The organism is Pseudomonas sp. B424, from assembly GCF_055408345.1.
Window position 1 is genome coordinate 109604 of the sequence record NZ_JBUZTL010000003.1, and the last position, 14744, is coordinate 124347.

A 14744-nucleotide genomic window follows, 5' to 3' on the forward strand; every position below is an offset into this window, starting at 1 on the left:
AAAAAACAAGCAAGTCTACACCCCTCGACGGGGCAGAACAAAACTCAGCAGAAACAGTGCCGCGGCGCACACCACAATCGATGGCCCTGCCGGCGTGTCTTTGAACCATGACAATGCCAGGCCGCCACATACGGCCAGTATTCCCAGCACGCTGGCGCCCAGTGCCATTTGCTCCGGAGAACGGGCGTGGCGTTGGGCCGCCGCTGCCGGAATGATCAGCAAGGACGTGATCAACAGCACGCCGACGATCTTCATCGCCACGGCAATCACCACCGCGATCAGCAACATAAGGGTCAAGCGTAACGCTGCAACGGGCAAGCCTTCAACCTTGGCCAGTTCTTCGTGCACGGTAATGGCCAGCAGTGGCCGCCACAGGGCGACCAGGAGGGCCAGTACTGCGGCACTACCGCCCAGGATCCACATCAGGTCGTTCGGGCTGATAGCCAGCAGGTCACCAAACAGATATGCCATGAGGTCGATCCGAACTTCATGCATGAAGCTTAGTACGACCAGCCCGAGGGACAAGGTGCTGGGTGCGAGAATTCCGAGGAGTGTGTCGGAAGCAAGCGACTGGCGCTGTTGAAGCGTGACCAGCAACACGGCCAGGAGCAGGCAGCCCACGGTCACTGCGATCGTGGGGCTGACGTCCAGCAGAAAGCCCATCGCTACGCCCAGCAGGGCGGCGTGCGACAACGTGTCGCCGAAATAGGCCATGCGTCGCCACACCACAAACGAGCCCAGTGGTCCTGCAACGATTGCCAAAGCCAGGCCTGCCAGCAGGGCGTAAATCAGAAAATCAGCCATGCTTGCAGCCTTCTCCATGTACGTGGGTGGGCGCCGCAGGGGTGCCGTCGCTGACCACTGAGCCATGCAAGTCATGGGCGTGGTCGTGATGGTGGTGATAAATCGCCAGGCTTTGTGCGTTTTGCCCAAACAGCTCAACAAAGGCCGGATCGCCGCTGACCTGCTCCGGGTGGCCCGAGCAGCAGATATGGCGGTTGAGGCACACCACCTGATCGGTTGTGCTCATCACCAGATGCAGGTCGTGAGAAACCATCAGTACGCCGCAGCCGTGGCGGTCGCGCAGACGGGTGATCAAGGCGTACAGCTCTGACTGACCGGCCACGTCCACGCCTTGTACCGGCTCGTCGAGCACCAGCAGTTCGGGTTTGCGCAGCAGGGCACGGGCCAGCAGCACGCGCTGCATTTCGCCGCCCGATACGCTCTGCACCGGGCTATCGATGACCTTTTCAGCGCCGACTTCCTTGAGCGCGGACAATGCCTGGGCGCGGTCTACACCGGGTACCAGACGCAAAAAACGCAACACGGACAACGGCAGCGTCGGGTCGACGTGCAGTTTTTGCGGCATGTAACCGACGCGCAGTCTGGGTTTGCGCCATACGCTGCCGCTGGTTGGCTTGAGCAGGCCCAGCACAGCCTTGACCAGCGTGGTCTTGCCGGCGCCGTTGGGGCCGATCAGGGTCACGATCTGGCCCGGCTCAACGCTCAGTTCAATGTTGTCGAGTACGTTTTGCCCGGCATAGGTCACGGTGACGTGTTCCAGGCGAATCAGTGCAGCGCTCATCAGGCCTCCCGGCAACCCGAACACAAACCGACCACTTCGACGGTCTGGCCTTCGACAGTAAAGCCGACATCGCGCGCGCTGTTGATAATCGCGTCGCTGATGGCTTTTTGTTCAAGTTCAATGGCGGCATGGCAATTTCGGCAGATCAGGAATTGGCCTTGATGCGGATGCTCGGGATGGCTGCAGCCAATAAAGGCATTGAGCGACGAGATGCGGTGCACCAGGCCATTGTCGAGCAGGAAGTCCAGTGCCCGGTACACGGTCGGCGGCGCGGCGCGGCGGCCGTCCTGCTCGCTGAGCACGGCCAGAATGTCGTAGGCACCCAGCGGCTTGTGGCTCTGCCACACCAGCTCAAGCACCCGGCGCCGCAATGCGGTCAGGCGCAAACCCTTTTGCGCACACAGAACGTCGGCTTCTGAAAGCGCGCTGTGGACACAGTGGGAGTGGTCATGGGGACGGCTGGCAAGCGGTGTGATGGGCATGGGCGGCGACGTTTTTTGAGAGAGACGTTATTATGTTACCTGTTTCAGCCACCCTGAGTGCTCATCGTGCCCCGTCTTTTTTCTCTTTTTCTTGCTCTAAGCGCCAGTTTGCTTGTGATTGGCCCGGCTCAGGCCGATGTCAGCGTGCTGACCAGCATCAAGCCCTTGCAGCTGATTGCCGCCGCCGTGCAGGACGGCGTGGGTCAGCCGGAGGTGCTTTTGCCGCCTAACGCATCACCGCATAACTATGCACTGCGCCCATCCGACGTACGGCGTGTGCAGTCGGCTGATCTTTTGTACTGGATCGGCCCGGACATGGAAGGTTTCATGCCGCGGGTAATCAAGACTCGAACATTACCTTCGGTGACGGTGCAAAACCTGCCAGGTTTGAAACTTCGTCATTTCGCCGAAGATAGCCACTCCCACGAAGAAGATGCAGCCGAACACGATCACGATCATCGCCCTGGCACCCTGGATGCGCATTTGTGGCTGGCCCCGGACAATGCGCGGGTGATTGCGGCCAGAATGGCGGCGGACCTGAGCGCCAAAGACCCCGCCAATGCGGCCAGATACCAAAGCAACCTCAAGGCATTCAATGAACGCCTGGATGCACTGGACGCTCGTCTGAAGTCCCGTATGGCCGCGATTGCCGACAAACCTTTCTTCGTCTTCCACGAAGGCTACGACTATTTCGAAAGCGCTTATGGCCTCAAGCACGCGGGTACATTCAGCGTGGCTTCCGAAGTGCAGCCCGGTGCCCAGCACGTAGCGGCCATGCGCAAGCGTTTGGAGGCAGTGGGCAAGACATGCGTATTCAGCGATCCGCCACTGCGCCCGCGGCTGGCTGACACCTTGACGGCGGGGCTGCCGGTCAAGCTGGCGGAGCTGGATGCGTTGGGCGGCTACACCCCTGCGACGGCGAAGGGCTATGAGCAGCTGCTGGAAAAGCTGGGCAATGACCTGGCGGGGTGTCTGGAGAGTTTGTAACCCGTACAGAGTCTGTGGGAGCGGGCTTGCTCGCGATTCAGGTGACGCGGTGCGATTGATACACCGGGTCGATCCCACCGCGAGCAAGCCCGCTGCCACAGTCAGTAATCAGTGTTTCTTACAGCGCGAACGGCAGCTGGATGGTCACGTTCTGGTGCAATGCCAGGAGGCGTTCAAACTCGCCCGGATCGTGAATCAGCACGTCCTGGCCGGCAAAGGAGTGCGCCGCAATCAGGCGCGACAACCAAAACCGCACACATGCAACACGCAGCATGGTTGGCCACAGCTCGGCTTCGCTGGCGGTGAACGGGCGAAGTGCGGCATAGGCACCGAGCAGCGCGCGCGCGCGCGGGCCGTCAATCTTGCCGTCTTCGTCAGCGCACCAGTCGTTCAGGGCAATCGCTACGTCGTACAGCATGGGGCCGGAGCAGGCATTGTAAAAGTCGATCAAGCCCGTCAGGTGCGTGCCTTCGAACATGGCGTTGTCGCGGAACAGGTCCCCGTGCAGGTTGGCCTGAGGCAGCGCCAGGATCTGGGCCTTGCGCTCAGTGATTTCGTTCAGCGCCTTTTGCAGCAATTGTGCCGAATCAGGTGACAGATCGGCCATCAATGAGGGCCCTTCAGCCAGCATCCAGTCCAGGCCGCGATCAGTCTTGCGCACCAGCACGTTGTGGCGGGTAGCGGTATGCAAGTGCCCGAGCAAATCACCCACCTGGGCGCAGTGCTGTGCGTTGGCTTCGCGAATGTGTTTGCCCGCCAGGCGCGGCTGCAGCAGCGCCGGTTTGCCTTTGAGTTCGCGCAGGGCCTGCCCGTCCTGGGTGCGCAGGGCATAAGGCACCGGCAAGTCGGCATCGTGCAGCACATCCAGCAGTTCAATAAAGAACGGCATTTCGCTGATCGGGCCGCGCTCCACCAGGGTCAGGACACATTCACCCTGCTCCAGACTGATGAAGTAGTTGGTGTTTTCGCTGCCAGCGGCAATCCCCTGGAAATCGAGCAGACGGCCGAGCCCGTAAGGCGCAAGGAAGGCTTCCAACTCGCTGCGAGTCAGTGGGGTGAATACAGACATGGTTTAAAACTGCCAGTACGGGCGCCGCATCGAGTCGGCGCCGATTAAAGTTAAGACGCTATTTCCATTCGAAGATTTTCCACGAAGGAATCAGCATATCCGGCTGGTCGGAACGGATGAAATTGGCATCAGTACCATCGGCGCGTACCAGAAAGTACGGCGGTGCTCCTTTTGGGGTGACCTTGATGGCATATAGGAAACCGTTTTGACGGTATTCCTGAATGGTTTTATCGCCTTCCGTGCGAATGGTTACTTCTGGATCATCAGCTGCAAAGGTTAACAGCGGAGTGAATGCAAACAAGCCGGTCAGCAACAGGCGATTGAGTGTGCGCATGATAACCTTGTCCCTTTGTCGTCATTGGTCCGGACATTCTAGCGCCGGACTCGCCGAAAAGGTTGATCCTGCTCATGAGCCAAGCTCCCCTCGTCCTGGTGGACGGTTCTTCATATCTGTACCGCGCCTTCCACGCGCTGCCGCCGCTGACTACGTCCAAGGGCCTGCCTACGGGCGCCGTGAAGGGCGTGCTGAACATGCTCAAAAGCCTGCGAAAACAGTATCCGGACAGCCCCTTTGCAGTGGTTTTCGATGCCAAGGGCGGGACATTTCGCGATGACATGTACGCCGAATACAAGGCCAATCGCCCGAGCATGCCCGATGACATGCGCGTGCAAATCGAGCCATTGCACGCCAGCGTGATCGCGCTGGGCTTCCCTTTGTTGTGCGTCGAAGGCGTTGAGGCGGACGATGTGATCGGTACGCTGGCCCGCAGCAGCGCCGCAGCAGACCGCCCGGTGGTGATCTCGACCGGCGACAAGGACATGGCGCAACTGGTCGATGGCCATATCACCCTGGTCAACACCATGACCGGCAGCGTGATGGACATTGAGGGCGTGAAAGAGAAATTTGGCGTTTCGCCCGAGCAAATCATTGATTACCTGGCGCTGATGGGCGATTCGTCCGACAACATTCCAGGCGTGCCTGGCATTGGCCCCAAGACCGCCTCTGGCTTGCTGGTGGGTGTAGGCGGTGGTCTGGCCGATTTGTACGAGAAGCTCGATATCGTGCCGACCTTGCCCATCCGCGGTGCCAAAAATCTGCCCGCCAAGCTGGAAGAACACCGGGAAATGGCATTTTTGTCGTATCAGCTGGCCACGATCAAGGTCGATGTGCCGCTGGATATCGGCCTGGAAGACCTGCACCTCAAGGCTCCGGACTGCGACAAACTGATCGAGCTGTACACCGAACTGGAATTTAAAAGCTGGATTGCCGAAGTCGAGCGCGAGGCCAAGCGTGTCGGTCAGGTGATTGTGCATGAAGCGCCTGAAGCCCTCGCCGAAGAGGAGCAGCAGCAATACGAAACAATCCTCGATCAGGCGCGTTTCGACGTCTGGTTGAAGAAGCTCAACGATGCCAAATTGATTGCCTTCGATACTGAAACAACCGGTCTTGACGCGCAGCAAGCGCAATTGGTGGGTTTGTCGTTCGCGGTCAAACCCGGCGAAGCGGCCTACATCCCGTTGACCCACTCTTATATGGGCGTGCCGGAGCAACTGGACCGCGACACCGTGTTGCGCGCCCTCAAGCCGTTGCTGGAAGACCCGGGCAAGGCCAAGGTCGGCCAGCACGCCAAGTACGACATCAACATCCTGGCCAATTGCGCCATTGGTGGTGATCAGGCGTGCGGGATCATGGTGCAGGGCGTGGCCTTTGACACCATGCTCGAATCCTACGTGCTCGACTCCACGGCCACGCGCCACGATATGGACAGCCTGGCGCTCAAATACCTGGGGCACACCACTACCAGCTTCCAGGACATTGCCGGTAAAGGTGCCAAGCAACTGACCTTTGATCAGATTTCCCTGGAGCAGGCCGGGCCGTACGCAGCCGAAGATGCCGACGTGACCCTGCGTTTGCATCACGTGCTGCATGAAAAACTGGCTGCGATCCCGAGCCTGAACACCGTACTCACTGATATCGAGATGCCGCTGGTGCCGGTGCTGGCCCGTATCGAGCGTCAGGGCGCACTGGTGGATGCCAACCTGCTGGGTATCCAGAGTGTTGAGCTGGGTGACAAGCTGGTTGCGCTTGAACGTGAGGCTTTTGCCATTGCGGGTGAAGAATTCAACCTGAGCTCACCCAAGCAGCTGGGTGTGATCCTGTACGAAAAGCTCGGTCTGCCGATTCTCAGCAAAACTGCCAAGGGCCAGCCTTCGACCGCCGAAGCCGTGCTGGCCGAGTTGGCCGAGCAGGATTATCCGCTGCCCAAAGTGCTGATGCAGTACCGCTCGATGAGCAAGCTGAAAAGCACCTACACCGATCGCCTGCCAGAACAGATCAACCCGCGTACAGGCCGGATTCATACGTCTTACCACCAGGCGGTCACGGCGACCGGGCGTTTGTCCTCCAGTGATCCAAACCTGCAGAACATTCCGATTCGTACCGCGGAAGGTCGTCGTATCCGTCAGGCGTTCGTGGCCCCCAAAGGCTACAAACTGCTGGCAGCGGACTACTCGCAAATCGAACTGCGGATCATGGCACACCTGGCCAAGGACGAAGGCTTGCTGCACGCCTTCCGCAACAATCTGGACGTGCACAGCGCCACGGCCGCCGAGGTCTTCGGGGTTGAGCTGGGTGATGTCACCACTGATCAGCGCCGCAGCGCCAAGGCGATCAACTTTGGCCTGATCTACGGCATGAGCGCGTTTGGTCTGGCCAAGCAGATCGGTGTGGACCGCAAGCAATCGCAGGCTTACATCGACCGTTACTTCGCACGTTACCCGGGTGTACTGGACTACATGGAGCGCACGCGTACCCAGGCCGCCGAGCAAGGCTATGTCGAAACCATCTTCGGTCGTCGTCTGTACCTGCCGGAAATCAACGCGAAAAATGGAGCGCTGCGCAAAGGCGCAGAACGAACCGCGATCAACGCCCCGATGCAGGGCACGGCGGCCGATATCATCAAGAAAGCCATGGTGGCGGTGGACAACTGGTTGAGCGCGTCGGGCCTCGATGCCCGCGTCATCCTGCAGGTACACGATGAATTGGTGCTCGAAGTGCGCGAAGACCTGGTTGACCAGGTGCGCGATGAAGTGCGTATCCACATGAGTGAGGCAGCGACGCTCGCTGTGCCGCTGGTGGTCGAAGTGGGTGTGGGCAATAACTGGGACGAGGCGCACTAATGGGGCTGAGTGCTCTGTATTGAATGTGGGAACGGGCTTGCTCGCGACGAAGGCGGTGCGGTCTGTCAGGTAGGCCGCAGTGATTTCATCGCGAGCAAGCCCGCTCCCACACTAAAGATTCTTGCTGCTGGAGATCGAAGGCTTATTCCAAATGGTTTTTTAGCCATCGGGAACTAAAGTTGCCCATCACCACTCAGATTTATTGAATGGGTGGTGAAGCCCTTCAAAGCTCCTAATGTTGTGTTAAGTGTTGGCAGATATCTGGACCCCGCCCTAGAGGTCCAGTACTTGAACCCCGAACTTCCGGTCCCCCCCGTGCGAAGTTCGGGGTTTTTTTTGCCTGTGATTCCTTACTCGCCGGCCTCAACCAGTTCTTCACCCTTGTTCGGCAGCTCCATCCAGCGTGCCAACACGGTGTACGCCTCTTCCAGGCCCATGCGCTTGGGGGTGGAGAACAGCTGAATGGTGACTGCGTCGCCCCATTGCTTGCGAATATCTGACTGAATTTTGAGCAATGTATTTTTGGCTGCGCCGTACGTCAGTTTGTCGGCTTTGGTCAGCAAAATATGCATCGGCATGCCGCTGGAAACGGTCCAGTCGAGCATCAACAGGTCGAAATCGGTCATTGGATGACGGATATCCATCATCAAAATCACGCCTCGAAGGCTTTCTCGGCTGCCGAAATAGGCTTCCAGGTGACGCTGCCAGTGCAGCTTCAGCGGGATTGGCACCTTGGCGTAGCCGTAACCCGGCAGGTCGACCAGGCGACGCTCTTCGTCCAGCTGGAAGAAGTTCAGCAGTTGAGTACGCCCGGGCGTTTTCGACGTCCGCGCCAGGCTGGCGTGGGTCAAAGTGTTGAGTGCGCTGGACTTGCCGGCGTTGGAGCGCCCGGCAAACGCGACTTCGTAGCCTTCGTCGTCGGGGCATTGATCGACTTTGGCAGCGCTGAGCATGAAGGTAGCCTGTTGGCACAGACCGAGAATGGGGTTCTTGAGTTGCATGGGATTTCCGATGTGAGCGGCGTCAGGAATGGACGCGGCGAGCGTGTCGTTTCCGTTTCAGTGGCGCCAGTATATAATGCCGCAGATTTTGTGTGCGCTTTGTCCCAGCGTAGGATGAAGTACACGGGAGCGAAAAACATAGGTTGCGCATTAGAACGCAGCAAGCTCCCAACCCTGAAAAGGTCGTTTTATGACGAAATGGCTGCTAGCTGCCGGTATCTTGATGCCACGTTACAGCGCTCAGGCTACACAGGATCCGGAAGCCGTGTACAACCGCGTTTGTATTGTCTGCCATGCTGGCCAGCGTAGGGCCAAGGTTTGAGCAAGGTATGGAGGCGCTGGTGCAACACGTGACCCAGGGTTTCAAGGCGATGCCGCCGCGTGGTTTGTGCATGGACTGCAGTGTCGAGGATCACCGAACTGTCCTACAGTGGATAAGCGAGTGAGCCCGGCCCATAACTCTTTAACCCTTAGCCGTAGTTGGATTAGCTGATGAACAAATTACTCGTGAGTCTGCTGTTGACCTTGGGCGTCACCGGTATTGCCCAGGCTGCAGGCACCGCTCTTGTAGGCGATGCTGCTGCAGGCCAGGCAAAAACCGCTGTGTGTGGCGCATGTCACGGTCCGGACGGCAATAGCATGGCCCCAAACTTCCCTAAACTGGCCGGGCAAGGTGATCGTTACCTGCTCAAGCAGTTGCATGAAATCAAGGACGGCAAGCGCCAGGTGCTGGAAATGACCGGCCTGCTGGCCAACCTGAATGATCAGGACCTTGCGGACATCGCGGCTTACTACTCCAGCCAGAAAAGTTCGGTCGGCGCTGCTGACCCTGCACTGGTTGCCCAGGGCGAAGCGCTTTTCCGTGGCGGCAACCTTGAAAAAGGCATGCCGGCCTGCACCGGTTGCCACTCCCCGGACGGCCAGGGCAACGCAGCTGCCGGCTTCCCGCACCTGGGTGGCCAGCACGCAAGTTACATCGAGAAGCAGCTGACGGATTTCCGTGAAGGCGATCGCACCAACGATGGTGATTCGATGATCATGCGCGGCATCGCGGCCAAGATGAGCAACAAGGATATCAAGGCGCTGGCCAGCTACATTCAAGGCCTGCACTAGGTTTTATACGGTCTGCGGGGCCAGGGGTTGATACATATGGTCACGTTAACGATCGTTTAATCCTTGGATGTGAACCTCAAAGGGCAGCTTCGGCTGCCCTTTTTCATGGCATCTGCCGTTACACTACAGAACTCAAGCCAGAACGGACCTGTCTGAATACAGGTCACGTTGAAGCGACCTTATCTGCCCAGGAGTAAAGCATGCGTAATCTGATCCTCAGCGCCGCTCTCGTCAGCGCCAGCCTGTTTGGCATGACCGCTCAAGCTGCCGAACCGCTAGAAGCGGGCAAACAATATGTAGAGCTGAGCAGCGCCGTTCCGGTTGCCGTACCTGGCAAGATCGAAGTGGTTGAACTGTTCTGGTATGGCTGCCCGCATTGCTTCGCCTTTGAGCCAACCATCAACCCGTGGGCTGAAAAGCTGCCGGCGGATGTGAACTTTGTACGCATCCCTGCCATGTTTGGCGGGATCTGGAATGTTCACGGCCAGCTGTTCATCACCCTTGAAGCCATGGGCGTTGAAAACAAGGTCCACAAAGCGGTATTCCAGGCCATCCATGACGGCAAAAAACTGGCGACCCCTGAAGAAATGTCCGAGTTCCTTGCCGGCGAAGGCATCGATAAAGACAAGTTCCTGAGCACTTACAACTCGTTCGCCGTTAAAGGCAAGGTTGAAGACGCCAAGAAGAAGGCTCAGGCCTACCAGATCTCCGGCGTACCGACCATGGTTGTCAACGGCAAGTACCGTTTCGACCTGGGCACTGCCGGTGGTCCTGAAGGCACGCTCAATGTTGCCGATCAGTTGATCGCCAAAGAGCGTGCAGCGAACGCTAAAAACTAAGCGGCGCCCTCTCCCGTGCGCGGCTGGAAGAGCGAACGAATCGTTGGCCTGCATGAACCGCAGGTCAACGAGGACCATCTGGCAGCCTGCGGGATGCCGGATGACCGACGTTTGCGTTTGCTCAGTTTCAATATCCAGGTCGGTAACAGCACCCAGGGTTACCGGCACTACCTGACCCGCAGCTGGCAGCATGTGCTGCCACACAAGGGGCGGGCCGGAAACCTGGAACGCATTGGTGATTTGTTGGGCGACTTCGATCTGGTCGCCCTGCAAGAGGCGGACGGTGGCAGCCACCGCTCCGGCTACATCAATCAGGTCAAGTACCTGGCCCAACAGGGCGAATTTCCCTACTGGTATCAACAGCTGAATCGCAATCTCGGCCGCCTGGCCCAGCACAGCAACGGGCTGCTAAGCCGGCTGCGTCCCAGCGCGATTGAAGATCATCCCTTGCCCGGCCCTGCGGGTCGTGGCGCGATTCTGGTGCGTTTTGGTGAGGGCCCGGATGCACTGGTGGTTGTGGTCATGCACCTGGCGTTGGGGACAAAAACCCGCACCCTGCAGCTGGCCTATATTCGTGAGCTCATTGGTGGCTATCAGCATCAAGTGCTGATGGGCGACATGAACACCCATGCCAACGACCTGCTGCATACTTCGCCTCTGCGCGACCTCGGTTTGCTGGCGCCGCAAATGGAGGCCACTTTCCCCAGCTGGCGTCCGCAGCGTTGCCTTGATCACATTTTGCTCAGCCCCAGCCTGACCCTTGAACGGGTAGAGGTGCTGAACCAGCCTATTTCTGACCATCTGCCAGTAGCGGTCGATATCCGCTTGCCCGGCTCTGTCGGCGTTGATTCACAGCTTGTGTTGAGGCCGCCTGACATTGAGCCCAAGGCATGAGAGACGACGCAGCGCACTGGAAAGAAAAATACCTCAAAAGCATCGAACAGCAGGACACGCTTGAGCGCCGCTGGAATGCCCGTCTCGATTTGCTGCGCCGTGGGCTGGTGCGCAGCACCCTGGCGGCGGAAGGCACCGACCGGACTGTCGATCAGTGCATGAAGGAAATGCGCGAAGCAGTACGTACCAATGAGATGGATGCTGCCCTGGCCGCCTTGTTGCCGCGCCTGGAAAAAGCCGTGCTCGACTCCGAGCAGCGCCGCGCAACGCGGGTCGAGCAAGTCAGCGAGGCACTCACTAGCCTGGTTACCCAACTGCAAGCCTTGCCGCTGCCCCGTGAAGTCAGCAGGCCACTCAAGGCGTTTGCCAAGCAGCTCGACAACCGGGTGGCCCACGCCCGTGAGATACCGTTGCTGCTGGGGGAGCTCAGCCACTTGCAGGGGCAGGCACTGGCGCCACAGCTCAATGGCTTGGAGCCACCCCGTCCGGGGTTGCTGCAACGCTTGTTCGGGGGCAACGACGCCGATAACGCGCCGAGCGAGCCTGGTGAAGTCATAGCGCCACCGGCTGTTGCCAGACCGCTGGCAGCGCCCTCGCCAGAGGTTGCGCCTCGTGTCGCAATTGAGGTGGCCCCTGCGCAAGTCAAAGCACCGGAGCCGGAGGTTCTACCTTTGGCCGACGCTGAACCTCAACCGCTCCCTGAAGTTGAGCCGGAGCCTGAGCCCCGGGTTCCTGAGGCGCCTGAAGAGCAGGCCGCGAGCGGTGCGCTGGAGTCGGTTGTTGCGCTGGTAGATGCAGAAAACACGCTGATCGAACCGCCGGCCCTTACGGCGATGGTCAGCCCCGCCCCGGTCGGAGCTGACATTGATGCTGTCTATGCCCTGCCTGAGAGCCCCGAGCCGTCCTACAGCTCGGTCGCGGCGCATATCGAAGCCACATTGCTCGGTTTGCTGAGCGATCTGTCACTGCCCGAGCACCACAGGCCGCAGGCAGAAGCTATGCGGCAGCGTCTTGAAAAAGGGCTCAACTGGTACGAATTACTGCCGATTCTCGACGATCTTGCCGTCTTGATGCTGGCCATCACTGACAGTGGCCAGCACGAATTCGAGGCCTATCTCAAACAGCTTAACGAGCGCCTGGAGTCGTTCCAGAACAACCTTCAGGCAGCCAGTGAGGGTCATGCTGAAGGTCAGTCCGCCGCCGACGATTTGCACGCCCAACTGCGCGAACACCTGGGCGGAATGCAAAACAGCGTGCAATCGGCCGTCGACCTGCGCAGCCTCAAACACCTTCTGGAAAACCGCCTTGAAGGATTGTTGGGCACGCTGGACCAACATCAGCAGCAGCGTAATGCCCGTGAGCAAGAAGTGTGCGCCCATCTGCAAGGGCTGACCGAGCGCGTAGCGCACATGGAGCAGCAAGCCCAGGGCTATCGCGAACACCTTGAAGAGCAACGCCAGAAAGCGCTGATAGACCCTCTCACCGGGCTGCCCAACCGGGCGGCCTGGGGTGAGCGCCTGCAGCATGAGGTGCAGGCGTGGCAAACCCATGGCAATTCCTTGTTGATAGCCATGCTCGACCTTGACCACTTCAAGCGCATCAATGATGGCTATGGCCATCTGGCCGGCGACAAGGTGCTCAAGATCATCGCTGCGCAGTTGCGAAAACACCTGCGCCCCGGCGACTTTGTTGCCCGCTTTGGCGGCGAAGAGTTTGTGTTGCTGATGCCTGACACAACACCGGTGACCGGCCTGCAACAGGCCGAAAAACTGCGGGCGGCCATCGAGGCGTGCCCTTTCCACTTCAAGGGCGAACCAGTGACCCTCACAGCGTCCATCGGTGTGTCAGCGTTCAAGGCAGGTGATCGCAGCGACCACGTGCTCAAACGGGCAGATGAGGCGTTGTATCGGGCCAAGGCTAATGGGCGCAATGTCGTCGAACCGAGCTCGTCAGATAATTAACTGAAGTGTGTAGTTGGTGTGTGTTAATAATTAAAGTTTGGTTGGTTGATGCTTGATACATGTAATAACTGTCCAGTGGATCGGTAGTACTTGTCGGTTTTTTAACTTCTCCGGTTAATACCTTCTCTGCTTTCTTGACGCGCTATGCGTGAGCAACTTATATGAAATGGCAGGCTGTTAAAGGTTGCTTCTCCGGTAGCCGCAGTACTGCCGTCGATTTCTCAATCGAATGTTCATCAACAGTGCCCTGCTGGCGTATTCAGTCGATGTGGTGCCCTGCGCGACTCAAAAAGGTAATGTATGAAAACGTTAATCTCCTTGTTGTCCGTCCTTGTTTTAATGGCGGGCGCCGTCTCGGTTAATGCGGCGGATAAAACACATATATATTCAGCCTATATAAATAAAGATGGAACGCTGGCGGCTCAATCGCCCCGTTGGATTCAAGCTGTCGAATATTCCAGTCAGCCTGATTATGCCGCCAGTTATAAAGTTAAGTTGATGCCCGGTGCCTTTCAAAAAGCGCCGAAGTTCTGTGTGGTATCGGCCGACGACAAATCAAGTTATGAACACACACTGTATGGCATCGCAAAGCTGTCGGGAAAACCGACACGCGAAGAGGTCAATGTCATTGGCCTGATGCTGGGGCTGGATGTGCCGTCTGGCGACTCATCCACGAGCTTTTACCTGGTGTGCGGTAAATAAAAGCTGGCCCCTTGCTCCTGGGCGAGCAGGGGGCTTGCTTCAGCCCGGCGCAGTACTTCAGCTGCGCGACAACAGCACTGAGGTATGCTTGAGCATTAACTGTTAGCTGTGTTGTCTTTGCCCATGAAATTATCCGCCCTGCTTTTGTCCATTGCTTTGCTGGCCGGTTGCGCCAGCGGTCCCCGCATGGACACCAGTCATCCTTCGATCAACCACGACAGCCGTGTGCAATTCGTGGTGCTCCATTACACCTCGACCTCGCTGGAGCGCTCGCTGGAGCTGCTGACCCGAGGGCCTGTGAGCAGCCATTACCTGGTGGGCGATACACCGCCGACGATCTACAAGCTGGTGGACGAGAACCAGCGTGCCTGGCACGCCGGTGAAAGCCAATGGAAAGGCCGCACCTGGCTGAACTCCAGCTCCATTGGTATCGAGATCGTCAACAAGGGGTTCCGTGATACGCCAAACGGGCGAGTCTGGTACCCCTATACCGAAGGCCAGATCCAGTCTGTAATTGCGCTGCTTAAAGACATTTCGACCCGTTACAAGATCGACCCTCACAACATCATCGGCCACAGCGACATAGCTCCGTTGCGCAAGCTCGACCCGGGCCCGTTGTTCCCCTGGAAGCGTCTGGCCGATGAAGGCTTTGGTATCTGGCCAAACGCTCAGGCGGTCGCCCGCGAACAGGCCCTGTATGCCAACGCATTGCCGAGCATTACCTGGTTCCAGCAGCAACTGGCGCTATTGGGCTACGAAACCCCGCAAACCGGTGAGCTGGATGTAGCAACCCGCCACGTGCTGGCAGCATTCCAGATGCATTTTCGGCCTTCACGATTCGATGGCACACCCGATGCAGAAAGTGCGGCCATCCTGAAAGTGCTGAACACGCAAAAGGGCCGATCCGCGTAGCCTCGTGCCCCCGACAGCG

14 protein-coding genes and 1 pseudogene are annotated in these 14744 nt (G+C 58.5%); 9 read left to right on the forward strand and 6 right to left on the reverse strand.

The genetic code is table 11. The features are described from left to right. Nucleotides 1-15: 15 nt before the first annotated feature. From znuB to ACZRMS_RS05235, 3 genes are read right to left on the reverse strand one after another with little or no spacing between them, the layout of a single operon-like run. On the reverse strand, nucleotides 16-804 hold the full coding sequence (gene znuB, locus ACZRMS_RS05225; RefSeq protein WP_463994401.1) for a zinc ABC transporter permease subunit ZnuB: 789 nt from the start codon (nucleotides 802-804) through the stop codon (nucleotides 16-18). Further along, the gene (gene znuC / locus ACZRMS_RS05230; RefSeq protein WP_463994402.1) at nucleotides 797-1585 is read right to left on the reverse strand and encodes a zinc ABC transporter ATP-binding protein ZnuC; all 789 of its coding nucleotides are present in this window, start codon (nucleotides 1583-1585) and stop codon (nucleotides 797-799) included. The genes znuB and znuC overlap by 8 nt, the downstream gene beginning before the upstream one ends. Next, nucleotides 1585-2067 carry a Fur family transcriptional regulator gene (locus ACZRMS_RS05235; RefSeq protein ID WP_463994403.1) on the reverse strand — a complete coding sequence of 161 codons (483 nt, stop codon included), beginning with the start codon at nucleotides 2065-2067 and terminating at the stop codon, nucleotides 1585-1587. Before ACZRMS_RS05235 ends, znuC begins: the two co-directional genes overlap by 1 nt. A gap of 66 nt (nucleotides 2068-2133) precedes the next feature. Between ACZRMS_RS05235 and ACZRMS_RS05240 the strand changes: the two genes are divergently transcribed. Beyond that, nucleotides 2134-3054, forward strand: coding sequence for a zinc ABC transporter substrate-binding protein (locus tag ACZRMS_RS05240; RefSeq protein ID WP_463994404.1), 921 nt, complete (start codon nucleotides 2134-2136; stop codon nucleotides 3052-3054). A gap of 118 nt (nucleotides 3055-3172) precedes the next feature. On the opposite strand, the gene ACZRMS_RS05245 is transcribed toward ACZRMS_RS05240, so the two are convergent. Together ACZRMS_RS05245 and ACZRMS_RS05250 are read right to left on the reverse strand one after the other, a co-directional pair. Continuing rightward, nucleotides 3173-4123 carry a homoserine kinase gene (locus ACZRMS_RS05245; RefSeq protein ID WP_463994405.1) on the reverse strand — a complete coding sequence of 317 codons (951 nt, stop codon included), beginning with the start codon at nucleotides 4121-4123 and terminating at the stop codon, nucleotides 3173-3175. A 58-nt stretch (nucleotides 4124-4181) separates the two neighbouring features. After that, entirely contained in the window at nucleotides 4182-4457 is a 276-nt protein-coding gene (locus ACZRMS_RS05250) for a DUF2782 domain-containing protein (protein WP_048361331.1), read from the reverse strand. A 74-nt stretch (nucleotides 4458-4531) separates the two neighbouring features. Here ACZRMS_RS05250 and polA point away from each other — a divergent pair, with 74 nt between their 5' ends. Continuing rightward, the gene (polA, locus tag ACZRMS_RS05255; RefSeq protein WP_463994406.1) at nucleotides 4532-7303 is read left to right on the forward strand and encodes a DNA polymerase I; all 2772 of its coding nucleotides are present in this window, start codon (nucleotides 4532-4534) and stop codon (nucleotides 7301-7303) included. Between the two features lie 350 nt (nucleotides 7304-7653). Here the strand turns inward: polA and yihA are convergent, their stop codons facing one another. Beyond that, the gene (yihA, locus tag ACZRMS_RS05260; protein WP_261740502.1) at nucleotides 7654-8304 is read right to left on the reverse strand and encodes a ribosome biogenesis GTP-binding protein YihA/YsxC; all 651 of its coding nucleotides are present in this window, start codon (nucleotides 8302-8304) and stop codon (nucleotides 7654-7656) included. Between the two features lie 190 nt (nucleotides 8305-8494). Here yihA and ACZRMS_RS05265 point away from each other — a divergent pair. The 7 genes and pseudogenes from ACZRMS_RS05265 to ACZRMS_RS05295 all read left to right on the forward strand — a co-directional run bounded on the left by ACZRMS_RS05265 (nucleotide 8495) and on the right by ACZRMS_RS05295 (nucleotide 14725). Continuing rightward, a pseudogene (locus ACZRMS_RS05265) lies at nucleotides 8495-8750 on the forward strand (c-type cytochrome). Between the two features lie 46 nt (nucleotides 8751-8796). After that, entirely contained in the window at nucleotides 8797-9417 is a 621-nt protein-coding gene (locus ACZRMS_RS05270) for a c-type cytochrome (protein ID WP_048361328.1), read from the forward strand. 200 nt (nucleotides 9418-9617) lie between these two features. After that, nucleotides 9618-10256, forward strand: a complete 639-nt coding sequence (locus tag ACZRMS_RS05275; RefSeq protein ID WP_463994407.1) for a thiol:disulfide interchange protein DsbA/DsbL — start codon at nucleotides 9618-9620, stop codon at nucleotides 10254-10256. Nucleotides 10257-10271: 15 nt separating this feature from the next. Continuing rightward, nucleotides 10272-11150, forward strand: a complete 879-nt coding sequence (locus tag ACZRMS_RS05280; RefSeq protein ID WP_463994408.1) for an endonuclease/exonuclease/phosphatase family protein — start codon at nucleotides 10272-10274, stop codon at nucleotides 11148-11150. Then, nucleotides 11147-13111, forward strand: coding sequence for a GGDEF domain-containing protein (locus ACZRMS_RS05285; protein WP_463994409.1), 1965 nt, complete (start codon nucleotides 11147-11149; stop codon nucleotides 13109-13111). The genes ACZRMS_RS05280 and ACZRMS_RS05285 overlap by 4 nt, the downstream gene beginning before the upstream one ends. A gap of 300 nt (nucleotides 13112-13411) precedes the next feature. Continuing rightward, nucleotides 13412-13813, forward strand: coding sequence for a hypothetical protein (locus ACZRMS_RS05290; protein ID WP_463994410.1), 402 nt, complete (start codon nucleotides 13412-13414; stop codon nucleotides 13811-13813). A gap of 123 nt (nucleotides 13814-13936) precedes the next feature. After that, entirely contained in the window at nucleotides 13937-14725 is a 789-nt protein-coding gene (locus ACZRMS_RS05295; RefSeq protein WP_463994411.1) for an N-acetylmuramoyl-L-alanine amidase, read from the forward strand. Nucleotides 14726-14744: the final 19 nt, after the last annotated feature.

Excerpts from the sequence above, each read along its gene's own strand:
- ACZRMS_RS05290 (WP_463994410.1), top strand. The coding sequence starts at position 13,412 with ATGAAAACGTTAATCTCCTTGTTGTCCGTCCTTGTTTTAATGGCGGGC.
- ACZRMS_RS05285 (WP_463994409.1), top strand. The coding sequence starts at position 11,147 with ATGAGAGACGACGCAGCGCACTGGAAAGAAAAATACCTCAAAAGCATC.
- ACZRMS_RS05295 (WP_463994411.1), top strand. The coding sequence starts at position 13,937 with ATGAAATTATCCGCCCTGCTTTTGTCCATTGCTTTGCTGGCCGGTTGC.
- ACZRMS_RS05275 (WP_463994407.1), top strand. The coding sequence starts at position 9,618 with ATGCGTAATCTGATCCTCAGCGCCGCTCTCGTCAGCGCCAGCCTGTTT.
- ACZRMS_RS05245 (WP_463994405.1), bottom strand. The coding sequence starts at position 4,123 with ATGTCTGTATTCACCCCACTGACTCGCAGCGAGTTGGAAGCCTTCCTT.
- znuB (WP_463994401.1), bottom strand. The coding sequence starts at position 804 with ATGGCTGATTTTCTGATTTACGCCCTGCTGGCAGGCCTGGCTTTGGCA.
- yihA (WP_261740502.1), bottom strand. The coding sequence starts at position 8,304 with ATGCAACTCAAGAACCCCATTCTCGGTCTGTGCCAACAGGCTACCTTC.
- polA (WP_463994406.1), top strand. The coding sequence starts at position 4,532 with ATGAGCCAAGCTCCCCTCGTCCTGGTGGACGGTTCTTCATATCTGTAC.
- znuC (WP_463994402.1), bottom strand. The coding sequence starts at position 1,585 with ATGAGCGCTGCACTGATTCGCCTGGAACACGTCACCGTGACCTATGCC.
- ACZRMS_RS05270 (WP_048361328.1), top strand. The coding sequence starts at position 8,797 with ATGAACAAATTACTCGTGAGTCTGCTGTTGACCTTGGGCGTCACCGGT.
- ACZRMS_RS05235 (WP_463994403.1), bottom strand. The coding sequence starts at position 2,067 with ATGCCCATCACACCGCTTGCCAGCCGTCCCCATGACCACTCCCACTGT.
- ACZRMS_RS05250 (WP_048361331.1), bottom strand. The coding sequence starts at position 4,457 with ATGCGCACACTCAATCGCCTGTTGCTGACCGGCTTGTTTGCATTCACT.